We start from the raw sequence: 21,909 nt of genomic DNA, 5'->3' as shown, positions 1-21,909 counted from the left end.
GAAAGGTGGAGGACATTTGAATAAGAATATCGATGTGTTAGTCATCGGCTCTGGTCAAGCGGGGCTTACGATGGGATATTATCTGCAACAAACTAAGCGATCATTTGTTTTAGTTGATGCTTGTAACCAAATTGGAGATGTGTGGAGAAACCGATACGATTCCCTTGTATTATTCAGTCCGCGAAATTATAGTTCTTTGCCTGGAATGACAATGCCAGGTAATCCTGAAGGTTTTCCTACAAAAGATGAATTTGCTGATTACTTAGAGCGTTTTGCCAAGTATTTTTCTATCCCAGTTCAATTAAATACAAAGGTGGAAAGGTTAGAACAGGTAGATGGTAAATACAAAGCGATAACATCTAATGGAACCTTTATGGCCACGAACGTGGTGGTTGCGACAGGTCCTTTTCAGAAGCCTGTTATACCTAAAGTAAAGGGGATCGATTCCAAACGTATTTTTCAAATCCACTCATCGGAATATCGCAGACCTTCACAGCTTCCTAAAGGGTCGGTGTTGGTTGTCGGGGGTGGAAACTCCGGGACGCAAATTGCAGCAGAGCTTTCTAAAAATCGGCAAGTATACTTGTCTACGGGACATGAGATTATATTTATACCACACCGAATATTAAACCGCAGTATATTCTGGTGGCTAGATACCTTAAGGTTCTCCAAAATTTCCGTTGATGCAAAATTGTCACAGTTCCTAAAGAAAACCGAACCAGTTATCGGCATGGAATTAAAGTCATTAATAGCAAGTGGTATGGTGAAAATAAAGGAAAGAACGATTTCCATTCATGATCAAGAAATAAAGTTTCAAGATGGTGCGAAGATAAAAGTGGACAGCATTATCTGGGCTACTGGATTTGATTTTGACTTTAGTTGGATATCTATTCCTGGAGTATTAGATCATAACAAACCAATCCATCAAAGGGGGGTCAGTCCTGTTAAGGGAATTTTCTTCTTGGGATTACCTTGGCTCTCCCGAGTAGGCTCTGCTCAAATTAACGGGTTGAAGCATGATGCTAAGTTTTTGAGTAAGTACCTTAATTAGTATGAACTAAAGCACACACGAACGATGATGTGCTTTTTTCTTTGTCTATAACTATTGTGGTTGTTGCAAATTGCACTAGTATCGATGCAATCTGTACAGCACCTCTTAATAAAAAGGCACTTCGAGCAGCCTATTAAAAAGTCTTCTTGATATACAATAATGATAATTACAACCAAAAAACATTTTTATTTTTTAAGAAAAAATCCTTTTTTTACAATTAATGTTCCAATATATGCTACTATGGGAATATAAATAATAGGAGAAGAAATTAATATGATGGAAGCTCTTTATAGCCCTCAAGGAAGGGCAGTAAGTTCAATGGTTTCAACATTTGGTTCTGGAATTCTTTGTGGTGCAGTTATTACTGATATCACTGTAGAAGGAAAGATACATTGGAGTCTGCTTTTACAATCAAGTGTTGCTGGGATAACATTAGTTTTCTTTCTTATTTTATTAACCTATTATATTGGTATGTTTAGGATCGATATCATAAACGACGCAGTTTTAAAAGATTATCAAGACCAAGATGTGCTTATCGCAATGATGAGAAAAGGACAAATGAAACATTTAATGAAATATGCTACTAAGCAAGCTAAATTAGGTAACTTGGATCAACTACATTCTATTGATAAATTTTTGAAAGGGGAGTATGGAGATGAGCCAACCTCTTATGACAAGCCAGGCAAAGGCAAAGATACAGACTTTAGCTAAAAATCCATCATTCCGAATTTCCTTGGAAAAATTCCTGAAAATTTCTGAAATGTATACAAATACTCATAACAAAGTTCCTAGTTACAATGTTATGAGAAGGCCTTTTAGGAATATGTTAAATAAAATTCAAAATGTAGATAATCTCTATATATTTCGTGATAAAAACACTAGGTTTATCTTTACTTTAGATAAAGGCAAGGATGATGAAGAAACGGCAATTCTTTTAGATGTTCTAGATAAGCAAGAGGTTAGATCATATCTAAAGGAGATAAATAATCCAATTTTAAGGTAACCTTAGAAATGTTTTTTGCAAAATAAGTCTAATGAAAGAGCGCACCGTAATTTCCGTTGTCTTTTCCAATTCAAATTAATATAACGATCTAAAGTCTTGGTCTTCAATATGATTTATCCATTGGCTTGTTTTATTGGAACTAAACAGCAAGAGTTGACGCTTATGAGTCAGCTCTTTTTCATTGTTTATTTTTACCCGGTACAGTCATTTCTCCTATGAAGATAAGTTCTAGTTTTTCACGGACTATCGCCACTATGCTTTATTCAAGGGCTATTTCACTAGATGTTTTTACCTAAAATAAGCAAAAGGATTCAAGGTAAGAACTTAGTGATAATAGAATTACCTAATGAAGAAGAAAAAGGAGGAATTATGTGAACATTCAACGTACAACAAAGCGGATTTTGCAAGGAATTGCCGCTGGTAGTTTGATAATGGGATTAGCTCTTTCCAGCATCTGCTGCTCAGCCTAATGTAACAAAGGGTAATCTGGAGCATCAGGGTGCATATGTACCTTCTGAAGCACCAATTATCACATCACAGGAGAAGCCGTTTACTGTCCAAAAGCTAAAGAAACATGAAAATTCACTTGGACCAGCCAAACCCTCCTACGTAATGGATGTGGATTACAACTCAACGACACACTAGGTTAAAGGAACACTTGAAGTGACATTTAGAAACAACATCAAGAACAATTTAAGTGAATTGTACTTTAATCTCTGGGGGAATGCGGAAGTATTTGAGGAAAATGGCGGGAGAATGGATGTATCGAAAATAAAAGTGAACGGGAAAAAAGCGGACTTTGAAGTAAATGATACGGCTTTACATATTCATCATCTATCATTACAAAAGAATAAAAAGGCTACCGTAACCATGGATTTTGAAGTCAGCCTGCCTGAGCAACAGGACCGCTTCGGTTGGGATGGAGATACGGTTTCATTTGGAAACTGGTTCCCTATTCTTGCAGTATATGATGATGAAGGCTGGAATGTTGACCCCTAGTTATCCATACGGAGAGTCGTTCTATTCTCTATCAGGAAAGTATGATGTGACGGTTACGACGGACAAAAACCAGGTAATCGCCGCTACCGGAGAAGAAATCGGGAAACCGGTTATCAAAGGCAATAAGGCGACCCACCGATATAAAGCCTCTGATGTTCGAGATTTTGCAATGGAGATGAATCCAAATTACCGTGTGATCTCGTCTAAAGTGAAGGGTATTAAAGTGAATGTTTATTATTCTGAGGAGCATTCTAAATATGCAGCCGCTCTTCTAGAATCAGGAATTGACAGCCTTGCTCTCTTCAGTGAGAAATTTGGCAAGTATCCATGGCCTGAGCTTGATATCGTTACGATGGAAGGCTGGTTCGGTGGAATGGAATATCCTCAGCTTGTCATGATCAGCCCTGCGGGGGACCGTCCACTTGATTGGGCGAAATCAGTGAATGCCCATGAAATTGGACATCAATGGTTTTATGGAATTATCGGTAACAACGAATATGACGAACCTTGGCTTGATGAATCGTTTGCAAGCTATGCCGCAGCATTGTATGACGGTGATTTAAATGAATTAAAAGTAGCTCCTCACGCTGATTCCTATTACCACTTATCAAGCCAGATTTCAGATTTCACTGACCGCGCTGATGAGGGTGGAATAAATGCCTACTATTCTATCAATAAAGTCGAGAGTACCCCATCCTCAAGGAATGAAAAGACGGTACCCAATGAGTAGGGTGGGGGTAAATCGACTTCGACCAGAGTTGGTGTATACCATCCTTGAATCCGACTTCCACTGTTCTCGATTCTGTGATACAATTGAGGGGAACGAATGTTCTGATTCAAAAAGGAGGTGATTCAAATGGCAATACAATGTCCCACAGTGGCATACACCACGCAACAAATCTGGATCAAGCCAGGGCATCGGTTGTATCGCTACTTTCAAGCGTCCTGCCAAAACGCCAAGAACATGCATAATATGGTGAATTTTTTTATCCGCCAAGTGTATACCGGCCTAACAAGTGAAAAAGCGTTGCATCCACTCCAAACAGAAGTACTGGAAACCATTCATCGAAATTTGGACAAGATGAATAACCAACAACGGAACGCCTTTCAGGGGAGACTCGTAAAAGAAAAGACAAAACCTGTTGATCAGCAGAAAAAGGTAACCTGTAATCTGTTTCAAGCTCCTACTAGGGAACGCCCCTATGTCCATTATAACTTCTTAAATAGCCTATTTCTTATCATTAAACAGCCGGATTATCTTGCTTTGCCCACCCAAAGCAGTCAATGGGTCATGAAAACGGTGTTTCAAAACTGGAAAAGTTTTCATGCCAGTTTGAAAGACTACAAACTTCATCCTGAAAAGTACAAGGCGAGACCACGCATTCCCAACTACTGTCGTTCTTCAGAAAAAGAAGTCCTTTTTACCAACCAAGATTGTGTCATAAAAGCGTACAAATACTTAAAGTTCCCGAAAACCAAAGACCGATTAAACATCGGGAAGCTAGGTGGATCTGGAAAACTGATGCAGGTTCGGGTGATCCCGAAATATGGTCGGTATGTTGTGGAACTCGTGTTCAAAATGGAGAATGCGATTGAATCCAAGCAACACTCCACTGGTACCATCATGGCACTTGACCTGGGGATCACCAATCTCGTTTCCGGGGTGACCAATACAGGTGCAACACCCTTCCTCATAAAGGGGAATCGGATCAAATCGATCAACCACTATTACAATAAGCGAGTAGCTCATTACAGAGCCATTCTTCGCCATGGAAAAGCTCTGAAAGAAGGAGCCCACACCTCAAGACGATTGGAACGCTTACACCAAATCCGATACCGAAGACTCAAAGATTTGTTTCATAAAGCGAGCCATACGATTGTGAATCTTGCCTTAAACGAAAAGGTAGACACCATCATCATTGGCCAAAATAAAGATTGGAAACAGGAAGTAAACATGGGAAAACGTCAAAATCAAGCCTTTGTCAGTATTCCCCATTCCTTGCTCATCACCATGATCACCTACAAAGCTCAACAGTATGGGGTTAACGTCATCACAACGGAAGAGTCGTACACGTCGAAAGCCAGTTTTTTAGATGATGATCCTATTCCTGTTTGGGATGAAGTGAAGTCTCCACCTGTATTTTCAGGAAGACGGGTGAAGCGGGGTTTGTATCGAGCATCTACGGGTGTACACGTGAATGCAGACCTCAACGGAGCAGCCAATATTTTAAAAAAGGCGATTCTCCAATTTTTCAGAGAGCGAGCCGCTTCCCTCCGGTTGGTGAATGTGTGGCAACCCACTGTCTTCTAAAAAAGAAGTGCCAAAGGCAAGACCAATGGCATAGAGGGGCTGGGCGTAATCAGGTCGCCAATGTGTCAGCTCCACTAACGTTAAGAGTCCCTTTACCTTTAGGTCGATACGTTAGAAACCCCCACTTCAAGGAAGCCCTATGGCAGAGTAAGTGGCGGGAGTATTCATGATCTATGGTTATGGAGCAAGTACGTAAAATGATTTACGTCAGCACCTTGGAGACGAAGCGTTTTACGAAGCTATGAAACGTTACTTTAAACAGCAAAAATTCGGTGTATCAACAACTAGAGAATTTATTTCTTCGATGGAAAAATCGACAAATCGTGATTTACTGCCGTTTTTTGAAGATCACCGTGTGTTTCTTTCAGATCAGGAGTTATTAAAGAAATCAACAAAGAAAAAGGCAGTCTCATAATCGATTGAGACTGCCTTTAAAGTAAGGTTAAAGTTAGCTAGAGTTCACTAACTATTGATTCAGGGTGTATAAATATAAAACGTAATCTGTCTGAATGCCTGTATGACCAAATTGATGTAGCATTGCCGATATATTCCCACGATGATATGTCCCATGGTTAACGACATGTTGTACAATATCAGAGTAGCGAGTAGTTAGCGAACCATAAAACGTACTTTTGAGCAGTAAGGAGATATCAAATGGAATCTAAATACGAAAAATTGATTAAATGGATAGAAGATATAAAGGTTCGAAATCATAGCTCTGCAGCAGCATTACTGATTTTAAAGGATAATAAGGTAGTATTAGAACATTATAGTGGACAACATTCAAATACTGAAGGAGCTATTCCAATCACAGCCAATTCGCGGTTTAATGTGGCTTCCTCGAGAAAGAGTTATTTAGGACTAGCCATTGCCTATGCCCTATACGAAGGCAAGATTGGTAGCTTAGATGACCTAGCTACACAATATTTTCATGATTATGATGATGAATTACTAGCTCAAACCACCATAAGACATTTAGTTACTCATTCGCATGGGCTTGACGAAGATGAAAATGGAATGGTATATAGAGAATTCGAACCCGGCGAAGGTTGGGCTTATAGAGGAATCAACGTTAAAATGATGACACAGCTCGTTGAGAAACTTTACAATAAGAGTTTCCCACAATTATTAAAAGAAAGAGTCTTTGCCCCGTTAAATTTCACCAGAACAGCATGGGAAACAGTCGAACATGAAAATCTAGTAAAGGTCATTGTCAACCCTAACAAAGAAGGAGAATATAAATTAGGTTCAACTAATAATGGTATGGAATCCAATCTTTATGTTACGACAAAAGAGTTCGGTTATTGGGGCAATCTACATTTAAATAAAGGTTATATAAATGGAAAACAGGTGGTCCCCAGAGAAGTCATTGAATTGGCAACACAAGTACATAGTCCACCATTGATTGATCAACAGTTACCGCGTAATGGACTTTTCTGGTTTGTACAAGATATCCCAAGAGATAAAAGCGAATTGGGGAATCGAGTACCAAAGGGTTCTTATCAAATTCTAGGAGTCACAGGTCCTACTTTATTGGTTATTCCTGAACACAATATAGTAGTAGCAAAGATGTATAATAAGCGTTATAACTACGGAAACGATAACTACCTTTATTATTTAAAAGAGTTTAGCAATTTGGTTGCCGATACTTTTGAATAGGAAAAATCCTTTAACAATTAGCCATCAACTATGAGCTGAAGGTTAAATAGACATCCTGGATGAAACGTTGATAATCCATATCTAAAGCAATAAAAGAAAAGTCATTTTTACTGGGATCTATAATTGGGCGATCTCTAAAATCTGCAATCGAAATTCCTTTTCCAAGTGGTGAAGTATCAATAATTTGGACATTTCGTTGAATAGACGAAAAAAGGTGAGGATTAACTACCGCATTCATCGCGACCAAATCATGCAAAGGTGCTCCATAAAGGTTGGGGCGCTGCCTTTGATAAAAGGTGTAATAGTATTGAAAAGTGCTTACTAAAAATTGACCAACCGATTCCTCCATTTTTTGGGTAATCGTTTGTACGATGTCAGGTGTAAAGATTGCTTTATGGGTAACATTTAAAGGGAAAAGCCGAACAGATAAAGGGCTGGAGTGGTTAAAAACAATACTTGCAGATGTAGGATCTGCAAAAAAATTCGCTTCCGCATAGGGCGTCACATTGCCTGGTACTAAAAAGGCTCCTCCCATGATGTAAATGTTCTGGACCAGACTCAAAATTTCAGGGTGTAAAAGAAAAGCTACAGATAATGAGGTTAATCTTCCAATGTTTACGATCGTTACAGGAGTACTGGACTGCGTAAGAAGCGTAATTACATTACTGAAATTATACAAGTCTTTAGGCTGTTGTTGGGGAATAATCGTACCAAACCCTTCAACCCCATGAACATAAGGATAATAGACGGGTTCGTCACCTAAAATCGGCCGACTTGCCCCACTGATAATTGGAATATTCTCTTGTCCCAATAATGATAATACGTATTGTGTATTTCGAATTGTACGGTCACGCTGGACATTACCGTAGCCTGCTACCACCCCAATCAAATTGATTTGAGGGTGTCGTAGTGCATAGATAAGAGCGAATGTGTCATCAATACCGGAATCGGTGAACAAGAGGACATTCATATCTTCACTCCTTAAAATTTCTAGTTCCTAATAAGAAGTTTATAACGGAGTGAGTGTGAATATGTCTAGACGGGTATGTAAGTCTGTTTTTACACGTTTAAAAAGTATAAAAGTTTGCGGCATGGATGTAATGTCCAGCTTCAGCGCCCAACCACTTGGATCACTTCAGGCCTTCTGCGGCGGCAACACACTGAAGTACTCCATGTATATTCCCACGCAGGGCCGAACTTGTTTGGGCCGAGCCTCCTCGTCGGTCTTCCAGTGACCTTCGTGGCTAAGCAGGGCGCTTACGCTTTTCTTAAATCTAGCAGACATGATTATCTAATATTATGTTTGAAAAACGATCAGAACCCTGTTATAATGATGCAAATGGAACCGGTTCCATTGGTCGGTTTTGAATAAAGTAGGATGGTAAAATGACATGGAAAAACCACAATTACCTCGAGTGACGATAAAAGATGTAGCTCTAAAAGCAGGTGTTTCAAAAACGACGGTTTCAAGGTATTTAGGAGGCAATTATAAGGAAATTGCACCCAAAACAAGAAAGCGGATTGAGGACACGATTGCTTCATTAAATTACAGACCTAATATTATGGCGCGCGGGCTCAAAAGAAATACAAGCAATTTAATTGGCATGGTCGTAGCTGATATCAGTAATCCATATACCACAGCTATCATGCGGGGAGCTGAGGATATCTGTAATCAAAACGGATATAACTTGCTGGTCTGCAATACAGATAATGATCCGGAAAAGGAAAACGATTACATTTCTATGCTTCAAGCCCATCGAATTGATGGATTAATTATCAATACAACTGGTAGGAATAATGAAGCTCTAAAGGACCTTGCTCATGATGATATCCCTGTTGTCCTAGTGGATAGAAAAGTTCCTAGTTTAGAATATGACACAATCGGAGTCGAAAACCATCGAGCAGTTACGGATGCAATGCACCATTTAATCGAACAAAATTTTGACCGGATTGCCTTTTTTACAGAGCCCTTGGCAGGAGTGAGTACAAGAAAAGAAAGAGCTGCAGCCTTTGAACAGGTGCTAAGAGCAAATGGTCATCCTAGTTGTCAAGACATATATGAAGTTGATTTAAGTAGCGAAGGCTCTTTAATGGATAAATTATTATTTTTTCTAGAAGAATCCAAGGGTCAAACGAAGGCGATATTTGCTGTTAATGGTGTCGTTCTATTACAACTTGTCATTGCGTTACAACAGTTAAACCTATCGATTCCTAAGGATCTGGCTTTACTGGGTTTTGACAATCCCGAATGGGCTCTCGCTGTAGGATCTGGAATAACCACGATCGAACAGCCGACGTATGAAATTGGGACAGCCGCAATGGAGTCCATTTTACAAAAGATAAAAGGGAATAAAACCTTTTCGCAGTATACATCTTTTTCCGCCAGACTTATTATTAGGGGCTCAACAACGAATAATTAAAGAGGTCTTCAAAATTGAAGGTCTTCTTTAAAAATATAAAATGGAACCGGTTCCAAAATCACGGATTACAATCCTAGAAAATTTTAAAGAAGGATAAGTCTTAGTCCCCCTTAAAAGGGATGACCTAAAAGTCCTTGTCTTATACCATTCTTAACGTGTAGTTCAAAATGGAACCGGTTCCGTAAAATTTAAAAAGGAGTACACCATGGAAAACATCATTGTCACTTTAAATTCCTTTGACACAAAAGAAGTCATGAAAAAAGGTCAGGGGCATTTCCTGCCGCTCATTGCTCAATCAGGTGCAAAAGGAGCTGAAATAAGAAAAGAACTGTTTGCAGATGAACGTTTTTCATTAAAAACGCTTCGGGAAGAAATAGAAGAATTAAACTTATTTTCGATCTATTCTGCACCTGTTGAATTATACGATCAATTAGGAAATATTAACGAAGAGGCGATTAAATTGATTGTCTCGGAGGCGGTTAAACTCGGTGCTACCATAGTGAAATTTTCGTTAGGTCACTATGATCCTCAATCATCTAGCACTGATCATTTAAAAGAATTGCTTACCACTCTGCAAATTGAGAAGCATCAATTAGTAGTGACAATAGAAAATGATCAGACTGAGCATGGCGGAAACCTTAAAAGAATTCAACATTTCTTCAAGGAAACAATGAAAAGGGAAGTACCGGTAAAAATGACCTTTGATGTTGGTAATTGGATGTATACCGGAGAAGATGTATGGTTGGCAACAAAAGCGCTATCCGAGTATGTCGTCTATTTACATTTTAAACATGTGGAACATCATGATAACAAGCTAGTTACTTTATCTTTGCCTGAACAGGATTCTTCTGGATGGCGGAAACTTATACAATCTTTTCCTAACGATATTTTGCGTGCAATTGAATTTCCTTTACAAGATCAAGAGGTAAGTAGGTATGTGTCACTTTTAGCAAATGTATAGAGGGGTAGTTCAAAAAGTCCGGTAAAAATAGCTGTCGAATTTCTTCGTTGCTCGTTCTCTTCGGACTTGCACACGGACGTGCTGACTTCGACGTTTTCACAGGACGTGAAGTAGTTAGTCGAAGTTCCATATGTACCTGCGTCTACAAGCGTATTCTTGAATGTAAGCTTCCTCGGTACAACTCGTAGTGTTTATGCAAGTACCGCTCGTCGTTCCGGTCCTCAAGACTTTTCGCGCCTCGAACTTCTCGGCTCTTTTTATCCTCCTTTTTGAACACGTATTAGAGAGGGAGTATGTTTATGAAAAATATAGATGTCTTAACCTTTGGAGAGGCGATGGCAATGTTTATCGCGGATGAAATAGGCGAATTGCATAAGATCTCACATTTTACACGAAGTCTTGCTGGTGCTGAGACCAATGTAGCAATTGGACTAGCAAGGTTAAATTACAAAGTGAGCTGGCTCAGTAAAGTTGGAAACGATCCTTTTGGTCAGTATGTTCTTGAAGCTCTTCAACATGAAAAAGTCGATACATCAGTAGTGGGAATCGATAACCATCATGCAACTGGATTTCAACTAAAGTCAAAAGTAACAGAAGGGGATCCAAGTGTTCATTACTTCCGGAAAAATTCAGCAGCGAGCACGTTGTCTATTGAGGATTTTAAGAATGTGGAAGTTGGTGATGCTAAGCATTTGCATATGACGGGGATTCCACCAGCACTATCAAACGCAACTAGAGAGTTTGCTCACTTTATGATGGATACGATGAAAAAACATAGGAAAACCGTTTCGTTTGATCCTAATTTACGGCCGAATCTATGGGGGTCAGAAGAAGAAATGGTAGACGAAATTAATAAGTTAGCATTTAAAGCCGACTGGGTTTTGCCTGGTATTAGTGAAGGAGAGATTTTAACAGGGTATAAAATGCCTGAAGATATCGCTGATCTTTATCTTGATAAGGGGGTGAAACTCGTTGTCATTAAGTTAGGAACCAAAGGTGCATACTTAAAAACTTCCGATGGGATTTCAGAACATGTACCTGGATTTGATGTAAAAGAAGTTGTCGATACAGTGGGTGCTGGTGATGGATTTGCGGTTGGTGTAATCAGTGGATTACTGGATGGTTTAACCGTTCCGGAATCCGTCAAGAGAGGAAATGCGATTGGTGCCCTTCAGGTTCAGTCGCCTGGAGATAGTGATGGACTGCCAAACCGGGAAAAATTGGGTGATTTTATGAGTAAAGGGGAGTGTTTAAGACGATGAAGACAAACGATCGATTAGCGACAAGAAGCCGTTGGCTAAGATTGATTCCAATCGCCTTTATAACGTATAGTCTAGCTTATCTTGACCGTGCCAACTACGGGTTCGGTGTGGCAGGTGGAATGGGTGACGAATTAAACATAACTGCAACGGTTTCTTCATTCTTGGCATCTTTATTCTTTTTAGGTTATTTCTTCTTTCAAATTCCTGGTGCAATCTATGCGGAAAAGAAAAGTGCTAAGAAGCTTGTTTTCTGGTCATTAATTCTATGGGGCGGATTGGCAACGGCAACAGGTCTTGCTACAAATGTCGCCTGGCTTTATCCGATTCGATTCTTTTTAGGGGTTGTGGAAAGCGCTGTCATGCCAGCGATGCTTGTCTTTTTAAGTGGCTGGTTTTTAAAAGCAGAACGTTCCCGTGCTAATACGTTTTTAATTTTAGGTAATCCAGTAACTGTTCTTTGGATGTCTATCCTTTCAGGTTATTTATTAAAAGCCCTCGACTGGCGCTGGATGTTTATTCTAGAAGGGATTCCCGCAATTTTATGGGCTTTCATCTGGTGGGCACTTGTTAATGACCGGCCGAAAGAGGCAAAATGGCTGACTGATGAACAGAAGAAAAACCTTGAAGATGAAATGAAAAAGGAACAAGTAGGGATGAAACCTGTGAAAAATTATCGTGAAGCCTTTAAATCCAAAAAGGTTGTCCTGCTTTGCTTTCAATATTTCTTCTGGAGTATTGGGGTTTATGGATTTGTTATGTGGCTTCCTTCAATTATTTCGAATGCGTCAAAAATGGATATTGTAGCAACAGGCTGGCTTTCTGCGGCACCATACGTTCTTGCCGTTGTAGGTATGTTATTAGTGTCTCACTACTCAGACAAAACGTTAAACCGAAAAAGCTTTGTATGGGTATCCTTATTAATTGGTGCAATCGCATTCTATGGCTCATATGTAGTTGGAACATCCAACTTCTGGTTATCATTTGTACTGTTAGTGATCGCTGGTGGAGCGATGTATGCGCCATATGGGCCGTTCTTTGCCATCATTCCAGAAATTCTCCCACGTAACGTTGCAGGTGGAGCAATGGCATTAATTAATAGTATGGGTGCTTTAGGATCGTTCGTGGGTGCTTACTTTGTTGGATACCTGAATGGAGCAACTGGCGGACCAAGTGCTTCTTACATCTTTATGGCTGGTTCTCTTGTACTATCTGTAATCTTTACGCTGCTCGTAAAAACAAAAAATGAAGAATCAATTAAACAAATGGAGACGCAAACACTATGAACATTCAACTCGCACTAGATAGACTTTCAATTGAAGAGGCTGTATCTATAACAAGAAAAGTGGCACCTTATATAGATTGGATCGAAGTTGGGACTTCTTTAATTAAAGAGTTTGGCATGGAAAGTGTTCGGAGTTTGAAAAGAACCTTTCCTGATAAAAAGATCGTTGCTGATATAAAAACGTTTGATAATGCTGTTTATGAATTTGAGCTCTGTTTTTCAGCAGGAGCTGATATCGCAACGGTTATCGGGGCAGCTCCACTTGTTTCGATCGAGGCATGCCTTGAAGTAGCGAATCGACATGGTAAGCAAGTTATGATTGATTTGCTTAACACGTCCAAAGAGCAGCTCGATGTTTTAAGTAAATATGAGGATGTTATTGTATGTGCTCATTTAAGTAAAGATCAGCAGGAAAGAGGAGGGGAAAACGGAAACAGCGGTTTACATGTTCCATCCTTTCCCGGTAAATCGGTTAAAGTAGCGGTTGCTGGCGGTATTACGATTGATTCTTTTACAAAGATCATCAAGGAAGGTAACCCCCATGTTGTTATCATTGGATCTGGCATAACGAAGGCGGATAACCCGATGGACGCTGCGAAAACATTTTACGAGATGGCAAACCAATATAAGGAGCATAACCATGAATGAGTTAAACATGATCTTAAATGAAATAAAACATGTATTAGAGCAAGTAGAATCCAGACTGATAGGAAGTGTAGCCCAGCAGTTACAATCAGTAAATCGAATCTTTGTGGTAGGAGAGGGACGATCAGGTTTCATGGCCAAGTCCTTTGCGATGCGCCTCATGCATTTAGGTGCACACGTGTATGTCGTCGGAGAGACAATTACTCCATCACTCCAAACAGGAGATGTCGTCGTGGCCGTTTCTGGGTCTGGAACAACAAAGAGTGTCGTTAATACGGTAAAAAAGGCAAGGGATCTAGACTGCTCGGTTGTTAGTATTACGACAAAAACGGATTCGGAATTAGCGTTGAATTCAACACTTATTGCTCACATTCCTGCTGCTACAAAGTTTCGGAGAGAAGAAGAAGCAACGAGCATCCAACCATTAGGTTCCCTTTTTGATCAATGTGTCCATATATTTTGTGACGCAGTGTGCTTAAGTTTTGCTTCAAAGCTAGAGGAAGACAATAACTCCGCCTTAACGCGCCATAGTAACTTAGAATAAAGAAGGAGAGGGACCATTGACATTGACTAATAATACGTTCAAAGACTTAGATCAACTAAAACAACTTGAGGTGTTAAAAGAGACAAAGCTGATTGCCGTATTACGAGCTCCATCAGTAACTGAGACGATTGATAAAGGAAACGTACTCATTGACAGCGGGGATAAAGTGTCTTGAACTCACCTTTACGATTCCCGAAGCTGAAAAGGTGATCCAACATTTTTCTGAGTATGAGAATCTTATTGTTGGAGCGGGTACCGTAACAAATGTGGACCAGTCGCAATTAGCGGTGGAAGCTGGCGCCAAGTTTCTTATTAGTCCTGGTTTTGTTGAGGAGCTTGTGGATTTCTCAAAAAATAAACACGTTCTCTATATCCCAGGAGTATTAACGCCAACTGAAGTGGTCACCGCTTATAATCATGGATTAACATTATTAAAACTTTTTCCTAGCAACCTTTTTGGTCCGACATATTTAAAAGGATTAAAGGATCCTTTTCCAGGAATTCATTTTATCCCTACAGGGGGTATATCCGGTCAAAATGCTAAAGACTGGTTTGATGCAGGTGCACTTGCGATTGGTATTGGCGGAAGCCTGACAAAAGGTACAAATCAAGAAATAAAAGAAACCGTAAAAAAGGTAAACAAACAATAGGGTTGAACAAAAAAAGCCTGCATTCATTGCGATGCAGGCTTTTAAGATTACGTCATGTTTAGCTACTTAACTCCTGTAATGCATGAATGAAATATGAATCGGATTAAAGTGAATTATAGAATCATAATCTCCGAAGTGATTTTCATTCTTAATGTTGTTCGATTGCACTTTCGTCCATATACATGAACTCCCATAGATGACCATCTATATCCTGAAAACTCCATCCATACATAAAGCCGTGGTCAACGGGATCATTTGAAGCCTTTCCACCTGATGCTAAAGCCCTATTAACAATCTCATCAACTTTCTCCTTGCTTTCAGCTGATAAGGCAACAATAACTTCTGTACTACTTGTTGAATCAGAAATTTCTTTTTTGGTAAATGTTTTAAAATAATCTTCAACCAATAACATGACAAATATGTTCTCGTTGATAACCATGCATGTTGCATTTTTATCAGTAAATTGGGGGTTGAATTCGAACCCTACTTTAGTAAAAAAGTCGACGGATTTATTCAGATCTTTAACCGGTAAATTAACAAAAATTTTATCTGTTTTAACTTTGTCTACGTTCGTTGTATTTTTGTTTGTTGCATTTTCAACTGACATCTCAATTCCTCCAATTATAATTATAATTTTTAAAGAATCAAAACGATCCTCCTTCCAAAAAGCTTGGCAGGACTGAAAACTTATGCGTCTGGGGCTTAAACTTGTTGAACCACCAGATTGTTACTTATTTCCACCTAGGGTAATCATAGCATGTACAATAAGCTAAGGTTTCTTATCTATTGCTATTTTGGATAACTGGAGATGAAATTATTAACCAATAGTGGATGCTAATCTATATTCTATAAAAATTGTCCTTTTCCTTCTAAACCGTCAACATTCACCTATGCCCCAAATCAAGCATTACAAAGGTGCAAGGAAGCCTTTCTGCTAAGACTCTATAAATGGAACGGACATGTTTGCAGTAGCAGCAAACATGTCCTTGTGAGAATATGAGTTTGATGTTACCTATTTTGTCCTAATCACCGTATATCCATTTTTGTTCTAAGCGGTCGAACTCACCTTGCAATTCCATTTCATCCATCCAAAGATTCACCCAATTTTGGAAGACAGGATCGTTTTGGTGCATAAGATAACCCTTCTGAGACTTTGTAAACGTATTGTCAGTCAGGGCGGCATATAGTCTTGAATCTTTACTGGCATAATAGATGGCTTCTATACTGTCAGTAATCATTACATCGACTTCACCTTCAGCGACCATTTGTGGGATATCAAGGTTATTTTCGACAACGATTACATTTGCATTTTTAATATTTGCATCGACAAACTTTTGATTTGTTCCACCAGGATTCACACCAATTGTGACATCGGGCTGATCAATGTCTTCTAGACTCTGGAACCTTTCTTTATCTTCTCCACGGATTAAAGGAGCTTTTCCATCGTTTATATAGGGGTGAGTTAAATGAGCAGTCTTTTGACGGTCCGTATTCCTACTGATCCCACCAACGGCAATGTCGAACTTATTATCTAATAAATCTTCCATTAATGTCGGCCAAGAGGTCCTCACAAATTCAATATCAACGCCAAGATCTTCAGCCATTAATTTTGCAGCCTCAATATCGTACCCCTCATATTTGTTCGTTTCCGTATTGTAGTACGTAAAAGGTTTATAGTCACCTGTCGTTCCTACTCGGATAACACCTTTTTTTAGGATATGATCCAGCCTTGAGCGCATAAAGAATTTGTTTGACCCTTTATGTAGGTTGACTCCTGCTGCTTGTGCCACTTTTTCTACTTGAACATAGGGTTTCCCATTAACCTCTAGCGTTGATATTGTCTTTCCGTTCCAATCAAGAGCATGTCCACTCTTTTGAGCTTCAGCGAGTGGAAAGTTCAATCCAGCCACAACAAGGATACCCAATAATGCAACAATCAAAATCTTATTCCATGAATTCTTCAAAATGTTCCCTCCTATTAAAATATTAAGGAATAGTATAGGTTCATCGTGTGATAGAATCAATTGTTATATCAGAATATTTAAATAAACAGTGCTTTAGCCTGACAATGTGTCCCGGAAAAAAGAGGAATAGAAGAATATATATCATTTCAATTCCTTTTTACTATAACCTTTAGGTGTTTCCACACATTAAAAAACTCATGTTTTAATTTGCTATTTAAAAGTTTGATAGAAATTCCAAATATGGTCAGGTATGATAGTAATAAAAATAAGGAATATTCAGTAATTTAAATTGTAGTGATTTTAAAAATGTAAAAAGGGTGAGGACATGCCAATTAATCGAGATCGATTGAGTAACAATCTTTATGAGTTAGCTAAAATTGGGAAAATCGGTGAGACTGGTGTTTGCCGTTTAGCTCATTCAAAGGAGGATCGTCAAGCGATTCAAGTGGTAAAAGGATGGATGGAAGAGGCCGGGTTGATTACTCGAATTGATGAGTTTGGTAATTTAATTGGACGTTTGGAAGGCCGAGATAAGGAAAAGCCGATTCTCATCATGGGTTCTCATGTCGATTCACAGCCTTATGGTGGTCGTTTCGATGGAACTGCTGGAGCATTGGGGGCTATTGAAGTCATCCATACGTTGACAGATGACGGAATCGTCCCTAATCGAACGATTGAAGTCATTTGTTTTTCAGATGAAGAAGGGTGCCGATTTAACAAAGGGGTCTTTGGAGTTCGCGCGTTAACTGGCATGCTGGAAGATGGAGAACTGGATCGTAAAGATAAAAATGGGATGACAAGAAGGGATGCCTTAAAGGAATTTGGGGTTGAGCCGGATCTTTCGAAAAGTCCTGTATACCAAAAAGGAGACGTTGCAGCATTCCTGGAACTTCATATTGAACAAGGTCCTGTTCTTGAAGCGCAAGGAAAACCCGTTGGAATCGTTTCGGGGATTTCGGGCCCTATTTGGCTGACGGTAACACTTGAAGGTTTTGCAGGACATGCTGGGTCTGTTCCGATGAATTTACGACAAGATGCGCTCGTCGGGGCTTCAGAAATCATTCGTCAATATGATGATTTGGTAAAGAGGGTGGGAGAAGATACGACTGTTGGTACAGTTGGAAGTTTACAAGTCTTTCCGAACTCAAGGAACATTATCGCAGAAAAAGTGGAGTTTACGATCGATCTACGCGATATTGACCTTGAGAGACGTACGAGTATTGAGAAGCAACTCTATCATATTATTGAGAAAACAGCCTCAGCTTACAATCTCACACATAAGATAAAAGAAGATACACGCAGTGGCCCTAGATATTGTGCAGAATGGATCAAAGAAATCATGAAAGAGGAAAGTGATAAGTTGAAGCTGTATTCACCAGTTTTGATGAGTGGTCCTTTTCACGATGCACTTTTCATGTCTTATATGTGCGACTACGGTATGATTTTCGTTCGTTGTGAGAAAGGGATTAGCCATAATCCATTGGAATTTGCTGAAATGAATGATATTGAAAACGGGGTTCAGTTATTGTATCAAACCGCTTTACGTATTTCACAATCTAATGAGAAGGAGTGATTTGTTGAAAGCGACAAAGGCGTTTATTAATGGAGAAATAGTCACTGTAGACACTGGGTTTTCTGTTTGTGAAGCAGTTGCCATTTACGAAAACCGTATTCTCTCTGTCGGGACAAGTAAAGAAATTTTGTCCCTTGCTGATGGTAATACGGAAATGATCGACTTAGAAGGAAGAAGTCTGTTACCTGGTTTTATTGATGCTCATGCTCACCTTGAACTTTATGGAACGAACAAACTCGGTGTGAATGGGAAGGATGTTAAGAATATTAAAGAACTGCAAGAAAAATTAATGGAAGCAGCTAACACAACACTTGCTGGTAATTGGATACGAGGATGGGGCTATAATCAAAACAACCTAGCAGAAGGCAGACATCCGACACGATGGGACCTTGATAAGGTTTCCACAGAACACCCCATCATCGTTGTTCGAACGTGCGGCCATATCTCATGTGTAAACTCTAAAGCACTGGAATTAGCAGGGATAGATGCTACGACAGAAGACCCGGTAGGCGGAAAATATGTCAGAGAAAGTGGAGAATTGACTGGTTTACTTTTAGAAGCAGCCCATATGAACTTGGTTCTGTTTGCAAACTACTCCGAGAAAGAGATATTAAAAGGATTGGAACTTGCTTCACAAGATTTCCTGGAAAAGGGGATCACAAGCGTACATGATGCAGGGGGTTACGGACCGGATCATATCCGTTATCTTCAAAAAGCAGTGCAGTCAAAGAACGTCAAACAGCGTGTCTATACACTTTATGGATCGCTACATGACTCTCCTGGTATGGTTGAAAAAGGGGTGGGAAGTGGCATAATGACTGGTCTAGGTAATGATTGGTTTAAAGTAGGTCCTGCCAAAGTATTCATCGATGGAAGCAGCAGCGGTCCTACCGCGAAGACCAGAGAACCGTACACGAGTAATCCGAATGAATCCGGGATCTTATACCTTGATCAAAATGAGTTGAATCACCGATTAGGAAAGGCACACGAGTTAGGATGGCAAATTACCGCCCACGCTATTGGGGATGAAGCTGTTGAAATGATGATTGAAGCCATCCAGACTGCCCTTGAACATCATCCCAGAACAAACCATCGACACCGAATCGAACACTCAGGAATGACACCCCCAGATCTCATTCAGAAAATTAGAGAATTAGAGATTATTCCAATTCCAAACCCTGCCTTTCTCTATGAGTTTGGGGATGGCTATATCAAAGATTACGGAGAAAGAATCCACACCATGTTTCCTCTAAAAAGTTTTATTGACAACGAAATCATATTTGCACTAGGTTCAGACAGTCCCATCACAACAGTCAATCCTCTCCATGGAATTCAAACAGCTGTAGACCGTCTAAGTAAATCAGGACAATTGGTCGGCGATACCCAGAACGTCGCCGTACATGAAGCGATCAAAGCATACACCTGGTCCGGCGCTTATGCCAGTTTTGAAGAAGACATAAAAGGAAGCGTTGAAGTAGGAAAGCTTGCTGATTTCGTGGTGCTAAACGAATCAATCTTAAATTGCGATCCTAGCAGATTAAAAGATATACAAGTAGAGATGACCATTTTAGATGGAAATATTGAAGTGTCTTATTTAACCAAGGAGGATGTTAAATGAGTAAAAGAAAATTCACAGCTATTTACAGTTTTTCTTTATTGATTCCTTTACTTCTGTTACTTTTCCCTTTGTTTTCATTAGGGAATCGAGAAACACCAATTATCTTTGGGCTCCCCTTTTCATTCTTTTGGGTCATTCTTTGGATCATTGTTACCTTTCTAATCGTGTTGTTCTTATATCGAATCGATCCAGATAAAGATGAAGAGGAGGCGAACTAGATGGAACATTGGCAAATCGCGATGTTCATAATGATCGCCTACCTTGTAATCGCACTGGTTATTGGTGTGTTGGCTGGTAAAGGTAGGGATAAGGGCTCCCTGGATGAATTTGCGGTAGCAAGTGGGAAACTCGGATTGATTGTCATGTGGTTCCTGATGGGTGGAGCCGTTTTTAGTGCCTTTTCATTCCTCGGGGCACCTGGCTGGGCTTATTCTAAAGGTGCACCAGCTCTTTATATTTTGACGTATACAGCTTTTGCAATTCTCCCATGGTATATCATCGGACCGAAAATCAGCAAAATTGGTCGTAAATATAATATCTACACCGTTTCTGGGTTCATGAAGAAGCGTTACGGTAGCAGACTTCTCCCCATTTTAATAGGATTGATTGCTCTATTAGCATCGATCCAATATCTTGCCACTCAAATGAAAGGAATGGCCTACATTTTTAATATTATGACGGAGGGTCGTATTCCTTTTTGGCTGGGGGCTTTGGTCTCTTATGGAATCGTCGTAATTTATGTTGCGACTGGTGGATTACGGGCAGCCGCTTGGTCTGATGTTTTCCAGGGCCTTTTGATGATCATCATTTCCTGGGTGGTTGGATTGGCGATCGTGAATCAGCTTCATGACAGTGTCTCGGGCATGTTCAATAATATATTAGAAAACAACCCTGGTTTTCTCGAAATCGGGAATGCGGGGTCCACGATGTCACCGATGGCTTATACAACAACAATTCTTGTCTCACTCATCGGATTCTTGATGTGGCCACATCTTTTTTCAAAATCATATGCTTCGAATCCGCGGACAATAAAAAAGACCGTACTCATCTATCCAGTGTTCGCACTATTTCTGATTCCGCTTCTGCTTGTTGGTTTTGCAGCTGTCAATGTAGTCGACCCAGCAACACTCGACTCGCCAGATCAAATCCTCCCCGTATTGATTACAACGGTGCTTAGTCTACCCGGTTGGATTTATGGACTTGTTGGGGCGGGGGCTTTAGCGGCGGCAATGTCTACCGCTGATGCAATTACCCACAGTGCCTCCTTGGAGTTCACCGATGGCGTTATCAAGAATATCAAAACCGAGTTATCTGAAAAGACGACCCTTCTAATCATGAGAGTCGGTATTTTTGTAATTGGGGGACTGGCTTATTTTATCACCATTTTTGGCGGACAGGGACTTATAGCCTTATTGCTTGGTGCCTATGGATCGATCGTTCAGTTTGCGCCAGGAGTATACGGAGCTCTCTACTCCAAACGTGCAACTGCACCTGCTGTCATTATAGGATTGATCGTGGGTACTGTTGTTAACTATTATTACCAGCTCGTTGCTGAGTCGACCCCATTGGAAATACACGCTGGTATCCTAGGCCTGATGTGTAACGTAGTGATCGTCTTTGTAATCAGTGCACTAACCCAATCCAAAAACATTACGGCTGCTGAAGGATACCGAAATATCAATTCATGATAAATTTTTTAACACGTTAAAAAAGTATAAAAAATACTTTCTATAGTATAAGCGCAACTAAAGCTCAGCCGGCGCCAAAGGCTTGGCTTTGCCAAGTTTTCTTTATGATGATACTAAAAGACGTTGGGGGTGTGTTCCGGCGTCTTTCGTATTTTTTTCACGTTAAGAAAGCAATCGCCGAGTTTTCTTTACAAGGTAAGAAAGTATAAAATTTTGTAGGCATAGGAGTAATGTCTAGCTCCAGCGCCTAGGTGCTCGAGGTCGCTTCGATTCTTCCAC

General features: G+C 39.9%; 22 protein-coding genes and 2 pseudogenes. 20 read left to right on the top strand and 4 right to left on the bottom strand.

What is annotated here, in order from left to right:
- Positions 1-16: 16 nt before the first annotated feature.
- The 7 genes and pseudogenes from NON16_RS10035 to NON16_RS10005 all read left to right on the top strand — a co-directional run bounded on the left by NON16_RS10035 (position 17) and on the right by NON16_RS10005 (position 5,779).
- Complete coding sequence (locus tag NON16_RS10035; RefSeq protein ID WP_257348807.1) at positions 17-1,051, top strand: flavin-containing monooxygenase; 1,035 nt, start codon at positions 17-19, stop codon at positions 1,049-1,051.
- Positions 1,052-1,324: 273 nt separating this feature from the next.
- Complete coding sequence (locus NON16_RS10030) at positions 1,325-1,762, top strand: hypothetical protein (RefSeq protein ID WP_257348806.1); 438 nt, start codon at positions 1,325-1,327, stop codon at positions 1,760-1,762.
- Positions 1,722-2,054, top strand: coding sequence for a hypothetical protein (locus NON16_RS10025; RefSeq protein WP_257348805.1), 333 nt, complete (start codon positions 1,722-1,724; stop codon positions 2,052-2,054). The genes NON16_RS10030 and NON16_RS10025 overlap by 41 nt, the downstream gene beginning before the upstream one ends.
- A 663-nt stretch (positions 2,055-2,717) precedes the next feature.
- Complete coding sequence (locus NON16_RS10020) at positions 2,718-3,053, top strand: gluzincin family metallopeptidase (RefSeq protein ID WP_257348804.1); 336 nt, start codon at positions 2,718-2,720, stop codon at positions 3,051-3,053.
- Positions 2,992-3,783, top strand: coding sequence for a M1 family aminopeptidase (locus tag NON16_RS10015; RefSeq protein ID WP_257348803.1), 792 nt, complete (start codon positions 2,992-2,994; stop codon positions 3,781-3,783). The genes NON16_RS10020 and NON16_RS10015 overlap by 62 nt, the downstream gene beginning before the upstream one ends.
- A gap of 126 nt (positions 3,784-3,909) precedes the next feature.
- Positions 3,910-5,456 (top strand): annotated as a pseudogene (locus NON16_RS10010) (RNA-guided endonuclease InsQ/TnpB family protein); the annotation flags it as partial.
- A 149-nt stretch (positions 5,457-5,605) separates the two neighbouring features.
- Positions 5,606-5,779 carry a hypothetical protein gene (locus NON16_RS10005; protein ID WP_257348801.1) on the top strand — a complete coding sequence of 58 codons (174 nt, stop codon included), beginning with the start codon at positions 5,606-5,608 and terminating at the stop codon, positions 5,777-5,779.
- 51 nt (positions 5,780-5,830) lie between these two features.
- On the opposite strand, the pseudogene NON16_RS10000 reads toward NON16_RS10005, so the two are convergent.
- A pseudogene (locus NON16_RS10000) lies at positions 5,831-5,986 on the bottom strand (DinB family protein); the annotation flags it as partial.
- 32 nt (positions 5,987-6,018) lie between these two features.
- On the opposite strand from NON16_RS10000, the gene NON16_RS09995 reads away from it, so the two are divergent.
- Positions 6,019-7,023, top strand: a complete 1,005-nt coding sequence (locus NON16_RS09995; RefSeq protein WP_257348799.1) for a serine hydrolase domain-containing protein — start codon at positions 6,019-6,021, stop codon at positions 7,021-7,023.
- 28 nt (positions 7,024-7,051) lie between these two features.
- Here NON16_RS09995 and NON16_RS09990 read toward each other — a convergent pair whose 3' ends face one another.
- A complete protein-coding gene (locus NON16_RS09990; RefSeq protein ID WP_257348797.1) occupies positions 7,052-7,993 on the bottom strand; it encodes a nucleoside hydrolase in 942 nt (313 codons plus the stop codon).
- A 421-nt stretch (positions 7,994-8,414) separates the two neighbouring features.
- Here NON16_RS09990 and NON16_RS09985 point away from each other — a divergent pair, with 421 nt between their 5' ends.
- The 8 genes from NON16_RS09985 to NON16_RS09950 all read left to right on the top strand — a co-directional run bounded on the left by NON16_RS09985 (position 8,415) and on the right by NON16_RS09950 (position 14,787).
- The gene (locus NON16_RS09985; protein WP_257348795.1) at positions 8,415-9,443 is read left to right on the top strand and encodes a LacI family DNA-binding transcriptional regulator; all 1,029 of its coding nucleotides are present in this window, start codon (positions 8,415-8,417) and stop codon (positions 9,441-9,443) included.
- Positions 9,444-9,648: 205 nt separating this feature from the next.
- A complete protein-coding gene (locus NON16_RS09980) occupies positions 9,649-10,404 on the top strand; it encodes a sugar phosphate isomerase/epimerase family protein (RefSeq protein ID WP_257348794.1) in 756 nt (251 codons plus the stop codon).
- Between the two features lie 299 nt (positions 10,405-10,703).
- A complete protein-coding gene (locus tag NON16_RS09975) occupies positions 10,704-11,666 on the top strand; it encodes a sugar kinase (RefSeq protein WP_257348793.1) in 963 nt (320 codons plus the stop codon).
- Positions 11,663-12,949, top strand: a complete 1,287-nt coding sequence (locus NON16_RS09970) for an MFS transporter (RefSeq protein ID WP_257348791.1) — start codon at positions 11,663-11,665, stop codon at positions 12,947-12,949. Before NON16_RS09975 ends, NON16_RS09970 begins: the two co-directional genes overlap by 4 nt.
- A complete protein-coding gene (gene hxlA, locus NON16_RS09965) occupies positions 12,946-13,596 on the top strand; it encodes a 3-hexulose-6-phosphate synthase (protein ID WP_257348789.1) in 651 nt (216 codons plus the stop codon). Before NON16_RS09970 ends, hxlA begins: the two co-directional genes overlap by 4 nt.
- Entirely contained in the window at positions 13,589-14,137 is a 549-nt protein-coding gene (hxlB, locus tag NON16_RS09960) for a 6-phospho-3-hexuloisomerase (RefSeq protein WP_257348787.1), read from the top strand. The genes hxlA and hxlB overlap by 8 nt, the downstream gene beginning before the upstream one ends.
- 16 nt (positions 14,138-14,153) lie before the next feature.
- Positions 14,154-14,312 carry a hypothetical protein gene (locus NON16_RS09955; RefSeq protein WP_257348785.1) on the top strand — a complete coding sequence of 53 codons (159 nt, stop codon included), beginning with the start codon at positions 14,154-14,156 and terminating at the stop codon, positions 14,310-14,312.
- Positions 14,287-14,787, top strand: a complete 501-nt coding sequence (locus tag NON16_RS09950) for a bifunctional 4-hydroxy-2-oxoglutarate aldolase/2-dehydro-3-deoxy-phosphogluconate aldolase (protein ID WP_257348783.1) — start codon at positions 14,287-14,289, stop codon at positions 14,785-14,787. Before NON16_RS09955 ends, NON16_RS09950 begins: the two co-directional genes overlap by 26 nt.
- A 148-nt stretch (positions 14,788-14,935) precedes the next feature.
- On the opposite strand, the gene NON16_RS09945 is transcribed toward NON16_RS09950, so the two are convergent.
- Together NON16_RS09945 and NON16_RS09940 are read right to left on the bottom strand one after the other, a co-directional pair.
- Positions 14,936-15,394, bottom strand: coding sequence for a VOC family protein (locus NON16_RS09945; RefSeq protein ID WP_257348782.1), 459 nt, complete (start codon positions 15,392-15,394; stop codon positions 14,936-14,938).
- Between the two features lie 415 nt (positions 15,395-15,809).
- Complete coding sequence (locus tag NON16_RS09940; RefSeq protein ID WP_257348780.1) at positions 15,810-16,751, bottom strand: transporter substrate-binding domain-containing protein; 942 nt, start codon at positions 16,749-16,751, stop codon at positions 15,810-15,812.
- Positions 16,752-17,076: 325 nt separating this feature from the next.
- Here NON16_RS09940 and NON16_RS09935 point away from each other — a divergent pair, with 325 nt between their 5' ends.
- From NON16_RS09935 to NON16_RS09920, 4 genes are read left to right on the top strand one after another with little or no spacing between them, the layout of a single operon-like run.
- The gene (locus NON16_RS09935) at positions 17,077-18,324 is read left to right on the top strand and encodes a M20 family metallo-hydrolase (protein ID WP_257348779.1); all 1,248 of its coding nucleotides are present in this window, start codon (positions 17,077-17,079) and stop codon (positions 18,322-18,324) included.
- Positions 18,325-18,328: 4 nt separating this feature from the next.
- Positions 18,329-19,942, top strand: a complete 1,614-nt coding sequence (locus tag NON16_RS09930; RefSeq protein WP_372508777.1) for an amidohydrolase — start codon at positions 18,329-18,331, stop codon at positions 19,940-19,942.
- Positions 19,939-20,160: a DUF3311 domain-containing protein gene (locus NON16_RS09925; protein WP_257348777.1), complete on the top strand. Its 222-nt coding sequence runs from the start codon at positions 19,939-19,941 to the stop codon at positions 20,158-20,160. Before NON16_RS09930 ends, NON16_RS09925 begins: the two co-directional genes overlap by 4 nt.
- Positions 20,161-21,630, top strand: a complete 1,470-nt coding sequence (locus NON16_RS09920; RefSeq protein WP_257348775.1) for a sodium:solute symporter family protein — start codon at positions 20,161-20,163, stop codon at positions 21,628-21,630.
- Positions 21,631-21,909 lie beyond the last annotated feature (279 nt).

The organism is Pseudalkalibacillus decolorationis (genome assembly GCF_024609785.1).
GTDB lineage: Bacteria > Bacillota > Bacilli > Bacillales > Fictibacillaceae > Pseudalkalibacillus > Pseudalkalibacillus decolorationis.
The sequence above is the reverse complement of the archived record's forward strand: the minus strand, read 5'-3'. Positions and strand labels throughout refer to the sequence as shown.